19 protein-coding genes and 2 pseudogenes are annotated in these 15,529 nt (G+C 60.7%); 13 read left to right on the top strand and 8 right to left on the bottom strand.

The features are described from left to right. Nucleotides 1-58 precede the first annotated feature (58 nt). The 9 genes and pseudogenes from kce (at nt 59) to BHQ40_RS25795 (ending at nt 6,889) form a co-directional block, all read left to right on the top strand. On the top strand, nt 59-991 hold the full coding sequence (gene kce, locus BHQ40_RS16665) for a 3,5-dioxohexanoate:acetyl-CoA acetone transferase (protein WP_070156947.1): 933 nt from the start codon (nt 59-61) through the stop codon (nt 989-991). Beyond that, nucleotides 991-1,485, top strand: a complete 495-nt coding sequence (locus BHQ40_RS26970) for a GFA family protein (RefSeq protein WP_083276992.1) — start codon at nt 991-993, stop codon at nt 1,483-1,485. Before kce ends, BHQ40_RS26970 begins: the two co-directional genes overlap by 1 nt. Next, nucleotides 1,482-2,609: an acyl-CoA dehydrogenase family protein gene (locus BHQ40_RS16660; protein WP_070156946.1), complete on the top strand. Its 1,128-nt coding sequence runs from the start codon at nt 1,482-1,484 to the stop codon at nt 2,607-2,609. Before BHQ40_RS26970 ends, BHQ40_RS16660 begins: the two co-directional genes overlap by 4 nt. A 21-nt stretch (nt 2,610-2,630) precedes the next feature. Continuing rightward, nucleotides 2,631-3,360: pseudogene (locus BHQ40_RS26965) on the top strand (thiolase family protein); the annotation flags it as partial. 81 nt (nt 3,361-3,441) lie between these two features. Further along, the gene (locus tag BHQ40_RS26960) at nt 3,442-3,825 is read left to right on the top strand and encodes a hypothetical protein (RefSeq protein ID WP_354321420.1); all 384 of its coding nucleotides are present in this window, start codon (nt 3,442-3,444) and stop codon (nt 3,823-3,825) included. 1 nt (nt 3,826) lies between these two features. Next, complete coding sequence (locus BHQ40_RS16650) at nt 3,827-4,588, top strand: SDR family NAD(P)-dependent oxidoreductase (RefSeq protein ID WP_070156945.1); 762 nt, start codon at nt 3,827-3,829, stop codon at nt 4,586-4,588. 72 nt (nt 4,589-4,660) lie between these two features. Next, a complete protein-coding gene (locus BHQ40_RS16645; protein ID WP_070156944.1) occupies nt 4,661-5,467 on the top strand; it encodes a short-chain dehydrogenase/reductase in 807 nt (268 codons plus the stop codon). 11 nt (nt 5,468-5,478) lie between these two features. After that, nucleotides 5,479-6,360 carry an SDR family oxidoreductase gene (locus tag BHQ40_RS16640; protein WP_070156943.1) on the top strand — a complete coding sequence of 294 codons (882 nt, stop codon included), beginning with the start codon at nt 5,479-5,481 and terminating at the stop codon, nt 6,358-6,360. Between the two features lie 358 nt (nt 6,361-6,718). Continuing rightward, nucleotides 6,719-6,889 carry an autoinducer binding domain-containing protein gene (locus tag BHQ40_RS25795; RefSeq protein WP_253183394.1) on the top strand — a complete coding sequence of 57 codons (171 nt, stop codon included), beginning with the start codon at nt 6,719-6,721 and terminating at the stop codon, nt 6,887-6,889. A gap of 190 nt (nt 6,890-7,079) precedes the next feature. On the opposite strand, the gene BHQ40_RS16630 is transcribed toward BHQ40_RS25795, so the two are convergent. The 4 genes from BHQ40_RS16630 to BHQ40_RS16615 form a co-directional block, all read right to left on the bottom strand. Beyond that, nucleotides 7,080-7,916: an EamA family transporter gene (locus tag BHQ40_RS16630; protein ID WP_070156941.1), complete on the bottom strand. Its 837-nt coding sequence runs from the start codon at nt 7,914-7,916 to the stop codon at nt 7,080-7,082. Nucleotides 7,917-7,920: 4 nt separating this feature from the next. Next, nucleotides 7,921-8,295 carry a VOC family protein gene (locus tag BHQ40_RS16625; protein ID WP_070156940.1) on the bottom strand — a complete coding sequence of 125 codons (375 nt, stop codon included), beginning with the start codon at nt 8,293-8,295 and terminating at the stop codon, nt 7,921-7,923. A gap of 196 nt (nt 8,296-8,491) precedes the next feature. Continuing rightward, nucleotides 8,492-9,208, bottom strand: a complete 717-nt coding sequence (locus tag BHQ40_RS16620) for a TetR/AcrR family transcriptional regulator (RefSeq protein ID WP_171905881.1) — start codon at nt 9,206-9,208, stop codon at nt 8,492-8,494. Between the two features lie 16 nt (nt 9,209-9,224). Further along, a complete protein-coding gene (locus tag BHQ40_RS16615) occupies nt 9,225-10,136 on the bottom strand; it encodes a fumarylacetoacetate hydrolase family protein (RefSeq protein WP_070156939.1) in 912 nt (303 codons plus the stop codon). 529 nt (nt 10,137-10,665) lie between these two features. On the opposite strand from BHQ40_RS16615, the gene BHQ40_RS16610 reads away from it, so the two are divergent. Together BHQ40_RS16610 and BHQ40_RS16605 are read left to right on the top strand one after the other, a co-directional pair. Next, on the top strand, nt 10,666-10,983 hold the full coding sequence (locus tag BHQ40_RS16610) for a 2Fe-2S iron-sulfur cluster-binding protein (RefSeq protein WP_070156963.1): 318 nt from the start codon (nt 10,666-10,668) through the stop codon (nt 10,981-10,983). 155 nt (nt 10,984-11,138) lie between these two features. Further along, nucleotides 11,139-12,077 (top strand): LysR family transcriptional regulator, encoded by a 939-nt coding sequence (locus tag BHQ40_RS16605; protein WP_139139337.1) that lies wholly within the window; start codon nt 11,139-11,141, stop codon nt 12,075-12,077. On the opposite strand, the gene BHQ40_RS16600 is transcribed toward BHQ40_RS16605, so the two are convergent. Then, a complete protein-coding gene (locus BHQ40_RS16600) occupies nt 12,074-12,307 on the bottom strand; it encodes a helix-turn-helix domain-containing protein (RefSeq protein ID WP_070156937.1) in 234 nt (77 codons plus the stop codon). The two genes, BHQ40_RS16605 and BHQ40_RS16600, sit on opposite strands and share 4 nt — an antisense overlap. A gap of 98 nt (nt 12,308-12,405) precedes the next feature. Between BHQ40_RS16600 and BHQ40_RS26255 the strand changes: the two genes are divergently transcribed. Beyond that, nucleotides 12,406-12,618: a hypothetical protein gene (locus tag BHQ40_RS26255; RefSeq protein ID WP_171905880.1), complete on the top strand. Its 213-nt coding sequence runs from the start codon at nt 12,406-12,408 to the stop codon at nt 12,616-12,618. Here the strand turns inward: BHQ40_RS26255 and BHQ40_RS26955 are convergent. From BHQ40_RS26955 to trbF, 3 genes and pseudogenes are all read right to left on the bottom strand, one after another. After that, nucleotides 12,592-13,172: pseudogene (locus tag BHQ40_RS26955) on the bottom strand (TraB/TrbI/VirB10 family type IV secretion system protein). The gene BHQ40_RS26255 and the pseudogene BHQ40_RS26955 sit on opposite strands and share 27 nt — an antisense overlap. 611 nt (nt 13,173-13,783) lie before the next feature. Next, entirely contained in the window at nt 13,784-14,632 is an 849-nt protein-coding gene (trbG, locus tag BHQ40_RS16590) for a P-type conjugative transfer protein TrbG (protein ID WP_253183393.1), read from the bottom strand. Further along, entirely contained in the window at nt 14,629-15,318 is a 690-nt protein-coding gene (gene trbF / locus BHQ40_RS16585) for a conjugal transfer protein TrbF (protein ID WP_070156935.1), read from the bottom strand. Before trbF ends, trbG begins: the two co-directional genes overlap by 4 nt. Nucleotides 15,319-15,338: 20 nt before the next feature. Here trbF and BHQ40_RS26535 point away from each other — a divergent pair. Then, the coding region (locus BHQ40_RS26535; RefSeq protein WP_216094896.1) for a hypothetical protein at nt 15,339-15,529 on the top strand (191 nt) is incomplete at its 3' end.

The raw sequence follows: 15,529 nt of genomic DNA, 5'->3' as shown, positions 1-15,529 counted from the left end.
TCTATTCCGCTCACTCCAGATCGGTCGAGCCAACCCTTGAAGTATAGGAACAACTCATATGGCACAGCCTCGCAAGGTCATCATCTCCTGCGCCATCACCGGATCGATTCACACGCCGTCGATGTCGCCCTTCCTTCCGATCACCGCCGCAGAGATTTCAGAGTCGGCGATTGGTGCGGCGGCAGCGGGAGCCGCGATCGTCCACTTACACGCCAGGGATCTCGAAACCGGCAGGCCGGACCAACGGCCGGAAGCGTTTCTGCCTTTCCTCCGGGCGATCAAACAATCCAGCGATGTCGTCGTCAATCTCACAACGGGCGGCTCGCCCGCCTTGCTGGTCGATGAGCGGGTCAAGCCGGCTGCACAATTCCGCCCGGAGGTCGCCAGCCTCAATATGGGCTCGATGAATTTCGGTCTATTCCCGATGCTAAAGCGCTACAACGACTTCAGGTACGATTGGGAGAGGCCTTATCTGGAAGGGTCGGAGGACTTGATCTTCCGCAACACCTTTCGCGATATTACCTACGTGCTCAAGACTTGCGGCGATGCCGGTACCCGTTTCGAGTTCGAGTGTTATGATACTGCTCACCTCTACAACCTGGCGCATTTCATCGAACGTGGCTTGGTGAAGCCGCCTTTCTTCGTCCAGAATGTGTTCGGCATCCTGGGCGGCATCGGCCAACATCCCGAAGATATACTTCACATGCACCGCACCGCCGTTCGGCTGTTTGGCGACGACCTGCGCTGGTCTGTTTTGGGTGCCGGCCGCGGCCAGATGCAGATCGCCGCGACCGCGGCAGCAATGGGTGGGCATGTCCGCGTCGGCCTGGAGGACAATCTGTGGATCGGACATGGCAAACTTGCGGAGACCAACGCCGAGCAGGTCACGAGGGTGCGGCAGATCATCGAAGGTCTCGGCCTGGAGGTCGCCACGCCTGATGAGGCGCGCGAGATCCTGGCGCTGAAGGGCGCGGACCAGGTTTCATTCTGATGGGGTCGGTCCAGGATCGGGAGGGAGCGGGAGCGAAGCTCTCTCGGAGCGAGGCGTCATGCGTCTGCGGGGAACTGCGCGTCACCTTGAAAGGGCCGCCTTCGGTCGTGTCAAGTTGCTGCTGCCGCCACTGCCAGCGCCGGCGCGGAAGCCTCGTGGCTGTCCAGGCTTTCTACGACGTCGAGCAACTCGTCACCGTAATGGGACTGTCACAGACTTTCATGCGCAGCGGCGACAGCGGCGCAAATGTGACTTTCCACTTCTGCGCCCGGTGCGGCACAACATTGCATTGGTTCCCCGAGTTTCGCCCTGGCAAGGTCGCGGTCGCCGTGGGCGCCTTCGCCGACAAGAGCTTTCCAGTTCCGGAACGCCTCGTCTGGAGTGAATTCAGACACCCATGGGTACAGGTGCCGCCAGGAACGACGGAATATTCCGGCAATGCACCCTACGCCGCGCCTAATATAATCCAAGATGATCGGAGAATACGTCCATGATCCTGACCGAGACGCAGGAAGCAATTCGCGAGGGCGTACGCAGTTATGCGCAAGATAGACTGCGCCCCGACACGATGGGTTTCGAGGCCGCCGGGGGATATCCGGATGGTTTGTTCGCGGAACTCGCTGGACTGGGGTTGCTCGGGATGACAGCACCCGAGGGCGTGGGCGGAACCGAGGCCGACATGGTCAGCTACGCCTTGGCTCTTATAGAAATCGCGGCTGCCGATGGTGCGCTCTCTACCATCATTTCCATCCAAAACAGCCTGATCGTGTACGGTATTCTGCGGTATGGCAGCGAGGCGCAGAAGTCCCGCTTCCTACCCGACCTGATCGCCGGGCGGATGATTGGCGCCTTCGCCCTTACCGAGTCCGACGCCGGGTCAGACGCCGCAGCGCTGCGCACACGAGCCGAAAGAGTCGAGGGTGGCTGGAAGATTAACGGTGCGAAGCAGTTCATCACCTCCGGCAAGATCGCCGGGGTCGCGATCGTGTTCGCGGTCACCGATCCTGCGGCAGGAAAGAAGGGCATTTCCGCGTTCCTCGTGCCCACCAACACGCCGGGCTACGTTGTCGACAAGGTTGAACACAAACTGGGCCAAGCCGCCTCCGACACATGCGCTTTGCGGTTCGATGATATGGTAATCGGAGAGGAGGCGCTATTCGGCCCTCCCGGCGAGGGCTACCGCATCGCGCTTTCCAATCTGGAAACCGGACGCATTGGTATCGCAGCGCAATGTGTCGGCATGGCCCAAGCCGCGCTAGAGATTGCCGTTGGTTACGCCAAGGATCGCCGGTCGATGGGCAAGGCCATCATTGAGCATCAGGCCGTGGGCTTCCGGCTGGCCGATATGCTCGCTAAACTCGAGGCGTCCCGCCATCTCGTCCTGCATGCCGCCTCGCTCAAGGACGCCAACCGCTCCTGTCTGACCGAAGCATCAATGGCGAAGCTGTTCGCCTCGGAGATGGCCGAGGCTGTCGTGTCGGGAGCGATCCAGACGCTGGGCGGCTACGGCTATCTTGAAGAGTTCGGGCTGGCCAAAATCTATCGCGATGTACGGGTCTGCCAAATTTACGAAGGTACCTCGGACATCCAGCGAATGGTCATCGCCCGTGCCCTGTAAATCCTTTTCGAGGAGCAATCCATGAACATCGATCCGATCGTAATCGCGGGATTTGCGCGCACGCCGATGGCCGCATTCCAAGGTGCTTTCGCCCGCGTCACCGCAGCCCATTTAGGCGCTGCCGCTGTCCGTGCGGCTGTAGAGCGGGCCGCCGTTCCGGCAAATGCGATTGATCGCATCTACATGGGTTGCGTCTTGCCTGCCGGCCAGGGCCAAGCTCCGGCCAGGCAGGTCGCGATCAAGGCGGGGCTTCCTCTTTCAGTCGAAGCGACCACAGTCAACAAGATGTGCGGATCGGGCATGCAGGCGACGATCATGGCAGCAGAAGCGCTGGCAGCGGGCGCGGCCGATATAATCGTCGCCGGCGGCATGGAGAGTATGACCAACGCCCCCTTCCTGCTCGCCAAACACCGGTCCGGCGCACGCATCGGGCACGATACAATAATTGATTCCATGATGACGGACGGCCTTGAAGACGCCTATGATCGAGGCAAGCCGATGGGCGCCTTCGCTGAAGACAGCGCGCGAGACTATCAGTTCAGCCGCGCAGAGCAGGAAGAATATGCCCTCCTCAGCCTCTCTCGCGCCAAGAATGCGGTCGCGAGCCACCTCTTCGCGACAGAGCTGACGCACGTGACTGTCCCTGGCCGAAATGGCGAGATCATCGTTGCGGAGGATGAACAGCCGGCAAAAAGCGCGGCCCGAGAAAGTCCCCACGCTCAAGCCGGCATTCGCGAAGGACGGATCGATCACGGCTGCCACGTCGGCATCCATTTCCGATGGGGCGGCGGCGCTGGCCCTCACCCGTAGGTCCGTGGCGGAACTCCACGGGTTGGCGCAGGAAGCGGTGATTGTCGCATCCGCAGCGCATGCACATGAACCGGCTCAGTTCACTACCGCACCGGTCCATGCCATCCGCAAAGTGCTGGCGAAGGCGGAATGGACGGTCGCCGACGTCGACCTGTTCGAGGTCAACGAAGCCTTCGCGATCGTGGCGATGATTGCCGAGCGTGAGCTCAGCATCCCGCGCGACAGATTGAACATCAATGGCGGAGCAACAGCGCTGGGCCATCCAATCGGAGCATCCGGTGCCAGGATCATCGCGACGCTCGTCGCGGCCCTGAAAGGGCGCGGCGGCCGGCGTGGTGTCGCATCGCTATGCATCGGCGGCGGAGAAGCAACCGCGGTCGCAATCGAACTGGTCGGGAAGCACTAAAATGCACATTGATGGAATTGCTGCAATCGTTACGGGCGGCGGCTCCGGCTTGGGATATGCCACAGCCGAGATGCTGGCGAAGAATGGCGCACTGGTGACCATATTCGACCTTAATCGCGATGCAGGCTACGAAATCTCGTCGAAATTGGGCATCGCCTACGAGGCTGTCGACGTAACCGACGATGCCGGAGTGGCATCCGCACTGGAGAAGGCCGAGACAGCAAATGGGGGCGCTCGCATCCTGGTGAATTGCGCTGGCATCGCGCCAGCGATCCGGATCGTCGACAAGAATGGAGCAGCACACAGCCTTGATGCCTACCGCCGTGCGGTCGAGATCAATCTGATTGGCACATTCAACTTGATCTCGAAGACCGCGAGCCGACTCATCGCCGCGGGCGTGGATGGCGAGGAAGCGGGCGTGTTCATTAACACTGCCTCTGTCGCGGCCTATGACGGGCAGATCGGCCAAGCAGCCTATGCATCGTCCAAAGCGGGGGTCGCAGGCCTGACATTGCCTGCCGCTCGAGATTTGGCCCAGCACCGCATCCGGGTGATGGCGATCGCGCCCGGCATCTTCCTGACACCGATGATGGCCAGCTTCTCACAGGAAATTCAAGATTCGCTGGGAAGGCAGGTGCCGCATCCCAGTCGCTTGGGTCAGCCGTCCGAATATGCATGCCTTGTCCAGACTGTCATCGGCAATCCAATGCTTAATGGCGAGGTCATTCGCCTTGATGGCGCGATCCGAATGGCACCGAGATAGCGTGGATTGGTCCGATGTGATGACCGTCTAGAGTGAAGACGGTGGGTCAGCCCAGTATCGAAAGGAACAGTGATGGATTTAGGACTGTATGGGAAGCGCGCGCTGATTACAGGCGGCAGCAAGGGTATCGGCTTTGGAATTGCGCACCAGCTTGCAGCCGAAGGCGTCGATCTGACGCTGGTCGCACGAGATGAAGCTCGTCTTTCAACTGCCGCTGATGAGCTCCGTCAGCATGGTGTCGACGTGCGGACACTTTCGGCGGATTTGTACGACCCGGCTATCCCCGACCGGATCGCTAAAGAGAATGTGGACATCGATATCCTCGTAAATAATGCGAACACCCCGTCCGGCGGATCGCTCGAGCAGGTGCCAGACGAGCAATGGATGCACAACTGGTCGATAAAGCCGTTCGGCTATATTCGAATGATGCGGGCATTCGTGCCCGTTCTGCGCGCCCGTGGGGGTGGGGTGATCGTGAATATGATCGGCGCTATCGGGGAGGTGCCGTCCAATAAGGCGATCTACTCCGCCGCCAGCTGTTCGGCGCTCACAAGCGTGACGCAGGGGCTCGCGCACGATCTTTCTCAATCGAATATCCGGATCGTCGGAATCAATTCTTGGGTGGTCAACACAGAGAAGAATGTTGCCGCCTTTTCAGAGCGGGCAAAAGAAAGGCTCGGCGACCCTGCGCGTTGGACCGAACTTCATTCCCACCTGCCATTCAAGCGCGCTGCGGACGTTTCCGAAGTCGGCGATCTGATTGCCTTCCTTGCGTCGGCACGAGCTTCATACCTGTCCGGACAGGTCATTTCACTGGACGGCGGATATGTCGCGAGCAGCTTGCCAGCAACCGCTTCGGGTCCCTTGGCTCACGAATAAGGGAAACTAACATGCAAGTATTTGTAACGGGTTCCACCGGCTGGATTGCCAGTGCAGTGGTTGATGAACTTCTTGCTGCAGGTCATCAGGTTAGCGGTCTTTGCCGATCTGATAAAAATGCAGCCGCATTATCTGCGAAAGGCGTAACACCGGTGCTTGGTTCGCTCGAGAACGTCGACTTACTGGTCGAAGCGGCGAGCCAAGCAGACGCTGTCGTACACACCGCTTTTGGCCATGATTTCTCGAAATTCGCGGAGAATAGCGAACAGGATCGACGCGTGATCGAGGCCATGAGTGAGCCGTTGGTCGGCACCCAGAAGCCGATCCTTGTCACCACCGGCCTGTTGATGCTCGCGCCCGGACGCGTCGCGACCGAAGCGGATATGGCGCCACTGTCAGACCCGAAATACCCCCGCAAGACGGAAGCGGCAGTTCAGACCATGGCTGCGCGCGGCGTGCGCATCGGGGTGGTGAGACTTGCCCCGACGGTGCATGGTGTTGGCGATCGGATGTTCCTTGCCATGTTGGCTGATCTCGCACGCGAGAAAGGTGTCTCGGCTTACATTGGAGATGGCTCCAACCGATGGTGCGCTGTGCATGTTTCAGATGTCGGCTCCGTCTATCGGTTGGCGCTTGAGGCCAGCGTGCCAATGCCGGCATTCCATGCCTGCGCAGAGGAAGGGGTTTCGATGCGTGCTATCGCCGAAGCGATTGGCCACAATCTCGGACTGCCCGTCGAGGTACGCCCGCGCGAACATTTTGGGTGGTTCGCGGGGTTTGTAGAAAACGATGCCCCAACGTCTAGCGCACACACTCGGGAACTTCTGGGCTGGAAACCCGCCGGTCCTAAGCTTCTGGAAGATCTCGCGAACCCATCTTACTTTTCGCGCTGAACGCCAGGAATCCATGCGATTGAGGGACGTCTGCGAGCATGGCTTCTCGCAGGTCATCGCAGCGCCGGTAGCTTGATGAGCATGCAACCCTGAAAACTTAGTTCTGGATCAGCGCCGGAGGTCTGCCAACGCCCAGAAAAATCGACCTGGATCCACGGCTTTGGGACGGTGATCGCATGCGGTGGCGGCGCATTACATGCCTGTCTTTGACCGACGCCGTGGTCCGCGCCCTCAGATCGGTAACCTCGAATGCCGAGCTAGCGACGATGATGGACGTCATCGCGCGAGAGATGGGCTTGGCATATTTTGCCCTTGCCCATCATGAGAATTCGCCGGAGAGGTCGGACGACGTGTTTGGTTGATACGTTATCCGGCAGCGATTACCGATAGGCTCATCGGACAAGGCCTTTGTCGGCGCGATCCCATCGTTCGTGGATGCACCCTCGCGGAAAACGCCTTTTTGTGGTTTCAACACCTACGCCCAAGAAGCATGCCCCGTTTCGCGCCCGCTAAAGGCCGCGAGCGCTAAGATCGCCGCGAAAAAAGCGAGCGAAGTTGACCACGGAGGATAGCGGACTGTCGGCACCTGAGGATTTAACATCGGCGCCCGAGCGGCCGGAATTGGTCGGTTCGTGCTGTTCCAAAAGCGATAGTATTTTCGTGAAAGGGCGCGGCGACCTGATTGATGGATGAGCGTTGCAATTCTGTCGGATGGGTCGTCATCCCGCATGCCCAATCAGGACCGCTCCCACCGCCACCACCAGGCAGGCCGTGATCCGGTAGCGACTGAGACGTTCGTGGAGGAAAAAGCGTCCGATCAGGGCGGCGAATACGACACTCGTCTCGCGCAGAGCCGACACCGGCCCCATCGCACCTCGCGCCATCGCGACGATGACGATGCCATAGGCCAGTAACGAGGCAAGCCCGCCACCCGCCGCCATCAGCGTCTCCCGTCGCCCGCGCAACAGAGAGCGAACATCGCGCAGGAGAACGTAAGTCGTAGGCGCGAGCAAACCCCACCACAGGCACATCCAGACCGTGTAGCCGACCGGCGAGCCCGAAAGCCGGGCGCCGATGCCGTCGGTTACGCTGTAGGCGCCGATGAAGCAGCCGGTACCGAGCGCGAAGAGCAGGGTCTGCCGGCCGATGGTGCTTCCCTGAAAGGCCAGCGCAATGATGCCGCCCGACACCAGCAGGACACCTGCCAGATTGAGCACGCCGGGTAGCTCGCGCGCGAAGATCGCGGCGCCGAGCGATACCAGCAGCGGCGAGGCCCCGCGGGCGATCGGGTAGGTCTGCCCGAGATCGCCTTGCCGGTAGGTGCGCACGAGGAAGAGATTGTACCCCGTGTGAAGCAGCGCCGACAAGGCGACGCAACCCCAGCTCGCGGTTGTAGGAATCGGCACAAAGGGCACCATCACGGCGCAGGCGAGAGCGATGGCGAGGCACATGATCGTCATCGACCAAAGCCGATCGCCGCCGCCGCGTAGGAGGGCGTTCCAGCTCGCATGGAGGATCGCCGCGAGCAGGACGATCAGGCTGGTCCCAATGGACATGAGACTATCGAGGTGCGTTGGTTCGAGCGGTGAGCTTGTTGCCGTCGGGATCGCGCAGGTAGGCGACGAAGACACCGTTCGGGCGCTCGCAGGGTGGGGTTTCGATCTCGATGCCGCTATGCGCAATGCCGGCCGCGTGCCACGCGCGGACATGATCCTGGCTGGTCGCGGCGATGCCGATGGTCCCGCCGTTGGCGGCGGTCGCCGGGTGGCCGTCGATTGGTCGGGTGATCATCAGTCGGCCACCTTCGTGATCGTAGATCAGCCGACCCCTCTCGTCCCACTCGCCAGGCTTGCCGCCAAGCGCCTTGAACGTCGCGTCGTAGAAAGCCTTCGACCGCTGCAAGTCGTTGCTGCCAATCATGATGTGCGTGAACATATGTCCTCCGGAGCGTGGTGCCCTTGGCAGCTCAGCATCGACGTCGGTTCACGGCTGGCGGCGTTGGGCATGGGCATCATTCCTGTCCAGCCTACTTTCCGGCGGATACGACCTCTTCGCAATGGAAGCCCGACTTCGACGTTGGGCACAATCAGCCTCTGACGGCCCAGGGGAAACGCAGGATCTCATACCATCTTCATGGATGACTTGGCTGAAGGGTGTAGACGCCGAGAAATTGCTCGATGATCAGGACGGCCTCTGCCTTTGCCGAGTGTTCGCTATACGATTCCACACCCCAGAGAATTCGTTGATGGAGCCCGCCGCTCGCGAGGGCCAGCAGCATACTGGCCGCTTCATGTGGATCATCGGCTCGCATCTTTTTGCTAGAGATAAGCGCGTCTATGTACGCGACGAGCAATTCTGCCGTAGCCGCTGGGGCCTGCGCATAAAAGATATGTCCGATCTCTGGGAAACGGCTCGATTCAGCGATGATCATCCGTTGCAGGCTGACGCTGTCAGTCCGTGAAATCGCTTCAATGAATCGTTGTGTAAATTTCTCCAGAACCTCACGTGGTTCACCGGCCGGGTCGAGCGTCGACAGGAGCGACGATCGCACGCGATTGGTGACCGTCTCCAGGACGGCTGTGAAGAGCGTTTCCTTCGAAGGAAAATGCTTCCAAAGCGTCCCTTTCGAACCGCCCAGTTGGCTAGCGATGTGCGACATCGTCGTGCCTGCGTAGCCGCTATATTCGAAGCAACGCTCCGCCACCTCGATGATCCTGGTGCGTCGCGTGATCTTTCCCTGCTCCCTGCGCTCACTTGGGGAAGCAGGCGGAGCGCCGGCTACGGCTTCTGTGCCCACAGCGACGCTCCGTTTGTCTGTTCCGTCTTTATCTTCGATGGGGTTACCCATCTCTGTCATCCGGCGTCTATATGATCGGCGTTGAGACGGTGCCGATACCTTCTACCGAGACCTCCACAACATCACCCGGCTTGAGGAATCGACCGGTCTCAGCACCAGCCCCGGCAGGTGTTCCGGTGAGAATGATATCGCCTGGTCTCAGTGTAATGATTGTCGAAAGATAGGCGATCTGGTCTTCAATCGTATACCACATCGGCGCGCACACGCCGTCCTGCCGCAGTTCGCCGTTAACCCGCGTCTGGAGTCGCAGTTCGCGCCAATTGGGTAACTGATCGATCGGCGTGATCCAGGGGCCCATGGGAGCTGAGCTTTCGAAGCTTTTGTGCGCGAACCAGCTATGAAAGAACGCATCCTCCCGCGGCAGCTGGCGACGGAAGCCGATGTCGCGGGCCGAAAGGTCGTTTGCGACCATGTAGCCCGCGACATGGTTAAGTGCGTTGTCGATAGCGATGTTTCTTCCTTCGCGGCCTATCACGACAGCTAGTTCCGCCTCATAGTCCAGCGCAGGCGATATCGCCTGCACAGCCTGGCCATGACCAACGGCACAGCGCGATGCCTTGAGAAAATGGAAGGGTACCGCACCGAGCTTTTTCGGGTTTTCAGGAACAGGGACCCCATGCGCTTTCGCCATGTTTGCGCAATGATCGAGGAAATTGGCGCCAGCGCAGAAAATGGCGCCCGGATTGAGGACCGGACTGAGCAATTTTGCGGACCCAATGTCGAGGCCCGGCCCCTTCTTTGGGCTAGCAGCTAAAGTCGCAAGTGCCTGTGCGTGCTCGGACCAGTTTTCGAGAATGGACAGCACGGAAGCATTTTCCGTCCAGCCGGTCTCGTCGGCCCAGTCATAGAGGCGCCCCTCGCTGACCAGCGCAGCGCGCGGGCCACGGTCCGACTGATAAGTAGCGAGATGGTATGTCATGAAATCTCCTCAAGGATGGGCCGGCCACGCCTGCGGCTGATGCCAAAAACAGGTTCGACAGCACCGCCGACTAGCCGCACGGCTTTTCGTCCGGTGACAGCGTGGGTCGGTCAGAAGGCACGGAAGCGGTTGCTAGGCATGGCGCATATTGATCTGTGAGTTGTGCTCGGCGCGCCAAAAAGATGCAGCTGCCGAGCAGATGGATGCGAGGTTGGCGAATGCTTCTGAACGACCGTTGAATTGGCGTCACCACTGACATGCTTCTGATATGCACTCGAGTGTACCGACAGACAGCCAAGCTGCAGAAATCGGAATTAGCAATGCAAGGGATCGAATGAAGCCATGGCCCTTGGACGGCATCGCGATCTCCAAGAGCAGCTATCGGCAATTGCCATTTCCGCGCACGATGGCTGATCTCCATTTTGCCGAAGCTCGACGCGCCCTTCGCGCGATCAAGTTGCAATATTTCGCGAGCGGACCGCCCAGGTCGATCTCTTCGCGAACCGACGCAGGAAGGAACCGCAACTCAATGCCGACAATCCGCATTTTGGACCGAGAGGGATTGGAAACCGCTCATGAGGCGGCAGAGGGGATCTCCGTCATGGAAATCATTCGCAACGCCGGGCATGATGAAGTACTGGCTCTGTGCGGTGGGCAATGCGCTTGCGCAACATGTCATGTCTATGTGGACGAAGAATACCTCGGCATCCTTCCCTCAATGTCCGAAGACGAAAACGATCTCCTCGACAGCAGCGACCATCGCCAGGCGAATTCGCGACTCTCCTGCCAAATCGAATTTCATGCCGCTTTGACCGGCCTGCGATTGCAGATTGGACCCGATGAATAGAGCGCGTCGCGGACATAGCCTCACCGCCATGGGGAAGTAACGCACACTGACAATTCATCTTGGCCTTCAATAAGCTCAATTTTTTTAATTAATTTGAGGGCTTAGACATCGGCGGATTCATCAGGCAGCGACGTTTCAATGTGGCGAGAAAATCATTGTCAGAAACTCGCGCGGCTAAACCTGGTGGACGGCGAGCAAATTCTCGTCCCGATTTCAATCAACTCGAGACGTTTCTAAAAGTCGTTGAGACAAGGAATTTTGCCGAAGCTGCTCGTCAAATGGGTGTCTCACAGCCTGCGGTGAGCCAAACAATCGCAAGACTGGAGGAACTGCTTGGTGGTGATCTCTTCGAGCGCAAGCGCGGCGCTCCCGTAGCGCTCACGCCGATCGGTCGCGCCATTCTACCTAAAGCAAAACTTCTACTCTTCACCGTCGATCAACAGATCGAACGCGCGTTGGCCACCGCGCAGAGTTACAGCGGCACTCTTAACGTTGGCTTTTACATAGGCTTGGCGCTGGGACCTCTGAGCCAAGGCATAGCCGATTTCCGAGGCTCCACATCAACGATCGAGCTACGTATCGTTGAAGGCTCTCCTTCAGAGCTTTATCGACAGCTGAACGAAAGATCATTGGACATCATCTTCACGGCCTATGCGGCAGAAACAGGCAACGGTCTCAATCAGCGAGAGTTGGTATGGGAAGAGGCGATTATTGTCGCTGTGCGCAGTGATCATCCATTTTCATCGCGAAGCGGACTATCTTGGCAGGATCTCGTATCGCTTCCACTGTTGATGCGCTCGCACGGCGGTGATTTGACGGCCTATCGCGTAATCGCCTCACGGATGGGCGACCTGCCCTTCAATTGCGAACTACACGATGTCTCGCGCGGTGCTCTTATTGAAATGGTCCGTCTCGGCATGGGAGCAGCTATATCGTTCGCATCCGCTGTCGTGCCGCGGGAGAGTGTCACATTCCTCCCTGTCATCGGGGATAATTCCCAGGTCGCCATTTATGCGGCTTGGCCACGCGATGATCGCAACCCACTGCGCCATCGCCTGCTCTCGCTCGTCCGCAAACATGCAGCGAGCCGCTAATCCGTCCTTTGCGCGCGCGCGTTCGGAGGTACCAACAGGTCGCACGGACTCGCATGCAGCGCGTCGGCGAACTTCCCGAGCAACGTCACGCTCGGCGATACCTTGCCGCGCTCGATCGAGCCGAGATACCGCGCGCTGATGCCGAGAAGGTGCGCCATCTCTTCCTGCGTCCGCCCTGTCTCATTGCGGATTTTCAAAAGATTGATCGATAAAGCGTCCTTCAAGTCCATTCGGCACTAGATCACAGCGCCGGAACGATCGTTCTAGGAACGATCGTTCCTATTCGTTAGGAGCACATCGTGCCATCTTCGTCGAACTGGAGCATTCCATGCCACCAACCCCGCTCATTTCCCGCGAGCGCACATCCGAAGCCCGGAGCCTGATCGCCCAAGCCCGAGCACTTCTCGACCACCCGGAAGAGGAAATCGTCGCGATCTATCTCGACCATGCCCTAGAGGCCCTGCAGATTGTTGCCGAGCAACGCCCAACACAAACGAACCCGTCGTCGCTGGCCTCAGCCATGGGACCATGGCGACAATAGCAGATCGCGACTGACGAGGACGCGAACCCGCGTGCCGGGTCGGACGGTAATTGTCGGCTGAACGTCAAGCTGACGCGTTACGATCCTGTCTCCCGCGCTCTCGACCGACCGACCCGCGCTCTCACGGATCGCGACGCGATATCGGCATTGTTCCCGCCGCCGGTCGCGGCGTTGGCCCCCACCCCGAACAGCGTCGACAGTAAGCCCGCCATCAGAAGCTTGCCGGTGTGGTTGTTGACGCGGTCGGTAAAGCCTGACTGGCCTCCGGCGTCCGTGCCGATCATTCGGTCGAGATCGATCGACCGACCATCGGGAAAGATCATCCGCGTCCACACGACAAGCGCCCGCGACTGTCCGTAGCTGACACGCGCGTCATACGCGCCGATCAGCCTTGTACCCTGCGGGATAAGCCGAGTCTGACCGCTGACACTGTCGAATACATCCTCCGTGACCTGCGCCACGACCTGGCCGGGAAGATCGGAGGAAAGGCCGGTGATTAGTGCCGCGGCGATCGTCGATCCGGCCGATACAATGTAGCTGCCGGCGGCAGGCATGATCCGCGCACTATTGATTGTGGGTTCCCGATTGCTGTTTGCAATAAAAGCCGCCTTTCGGTCCTGTTCATCCCCGCTTGGCTTCACCGCCGGCGACGCGCCTGGCGCTTGACCGGAAAGCGGAGGTGACGCGTCCGCCATCGATGTGGCGGGCGCCCCCTTCGTGCTTTCAGCCGCCGGTGCAAACAACTTGCTTCCACGCGCGCTCTCCTGGCTCTGCCGGCGCCGTTGCCGCTCGGCCGCGAGGTCGTTGTTCGCGGCAGTCGACGGACCGGCGCCCGGGCCCGCCGACGGCGGTGTCGTGACCGGCTGCGGCGCAGCCGGCGGCATACCGATGCCCGCCGAGGCCGTACGCGGTAGATCGCTATAACTCTTCGGAGCGTCCGCTAGTGCATCAGTATTGCGACGCTCGACCGAGACGGTCTCCTGAGGCCCCTGGGTCCGATGGCTATGGGTCAAACTATAGCCGAGCGCGGCCGCCACTCCGAGCGCGCTGACCCCGGTGAGCGTCACCAGCGCCTTGCGCGACAGTCGCCGCGGCGTCGGAGCAGGCGCGCGCGTCGCGATCGGCTGCCGGGCAGCCGGATCCGTGGCAAGATCGTCAGCGGTGCTCATGACCGCTGCTCCCGGGCGCGCGTCCGCTCAATCCGGACGATCTGCTGGCGCTTCGTGCCGAGCCGGAGTTCGGCCATCGAGAACAGACGGTCGACGACGATATAGCGGCCGGACACGCGGTAGTTCACCAGTTCGGCCTGGTTCTTCTCGCCAATCAGGAACAACGGCGGCAGCTCGCTCTGCGCGATCGTGTCCGGGAACAGCAGATAGGTCTTAGCCCCGTCATCGAACACCTCGACCGGTTTCCACGGCGGGTTTGCGCCAGACAGCCGATACGCGAAATCGAGCCTGGCCGGATCGATCCCCGTCTGGACCTGCGTATTGGCAACCGCCGCCGCGGCCTCAATCCTGGCCCGGACCGCAATCAGCTCATCCTGAGGATAGGACCAACCGACACTGGCAATATAAGTCGCCGACGTGGAGCGGAGCTCGACATGGTACGTCCGCTTGTTGGTGTTGATGACGAGGTTGGTCCTGAGGCCGGGATCGGTTGGCTTCACGAGGATGTGTGTGCGGCGCCCCGACCCGCTGCCGTTCGCCGCTTCGCCAATCACCCAGCGCACCGTGTCGCCTGCCGCGACTGCACCGGTGTCGGACAGCGTTTCGCCTTCCTGCAGCACGATGTCGGTGACTTGGCCGACCGCGGCATAGACCTGATAGAGCCCGCCCGGCGCATAGACGAACAGCTGCGTCGCCCCTTGCCACCCCGGCGGCCGCGGGCTAACCCGCGCCGCTTCTGTCGCAGCAGCAACCGGCCGAGTTGATGACGACACCGTCTGAGCCAGTGCGGGCACGGCGGCGAACAGAAGAAGCGGCGCTAAGGTGGACCTCTTGTGCATGGTCATTCTCCGAGATCTTGCGACCAGCTGATCGCGTGGACGTAGAGGCCGAGCGGATTGCGACTGAGCGTCGCCGCGTCGCTCGGGGTGCGGATCACGATGGTCAGGATGGCTGACCAATGGGTCGTCGCGGCGAGCTGGCCGTGCTCGTAGCGACGTTCGTCCCAAGCGACGCGGAAGCTGTCGCCGGAGGCGCGCACGACATTCTTCACGTCGACCGAGATCTGCCGATCTGCCAGTTCCGCGAACGGGTCGTTCGCGCGGGCATAATCATTGAGCGCCGCCGCGCCCTGCTCGGTCGTGAAGTCGTAGGCGGCCGCGAGGTTCTGGCGCAGCACGATCGGGTCGGCGGGTCGCGATCGGACATTCTCGATGAAGCGCGCGAGGTGCCATGCGATTTGCGGATCCGTCGGGCGATAGTCCGTCGTGGCCGGCGCGACCGAACGGGCCGCTCCCAGGCGATCGACCTCGACCACATAGGGAACGATATGTGAACCGAACCTCAGGCGCAGATTGTCCACGACAGACAGCGACAGCAGTGCGGCCGCGCCGAATGCCATCAGCCGCCAGCTGCGGGCCTGGACCCGCGCCGAGCCGATACGATCGTCCCAGGCCTGGCCGGCACGCTGATAAGGAGTCTCGGGCACGGGTTCGCGCCCGAAGCGCGATGAGGGGCGACGAAACGGGTTCATGAACGATCCTCCAGGGAGATGTGAGCCGATCCGCCGTGATGGTCGGCGGACCGCAGGGTATGGGCGGCGAGCGTTGCGCCCTGGACCATCGCCTGCCGGCGGCGCAGCTGCTTGGCCCAAGTCGGTGCCGCTGCCTGCGTCACGGCCGGCGCGATGGCAGTTTCACCGGATGGGAGCTCCGACGCGGGACCGTTCTCGCCGCCGCCAGGTG

Origin of the sequence: Sphingobium phenoxybenzoativorans, from assembly GCF_001757355.1 — a bacterium.
Classification (GTDB): Bacteria; Pseudomonadota; Alphaproteobacteria; order Sphingomonadales; family Sphingomonadaceae; genus Sphingobium; species Sphingobium phenoxybenzoativorans.
The sequence above is the reverse complement of the archived record's forward strand: the minus strand, read 5'-3'. Positions and strand labels throughout refer to the sequence as shown.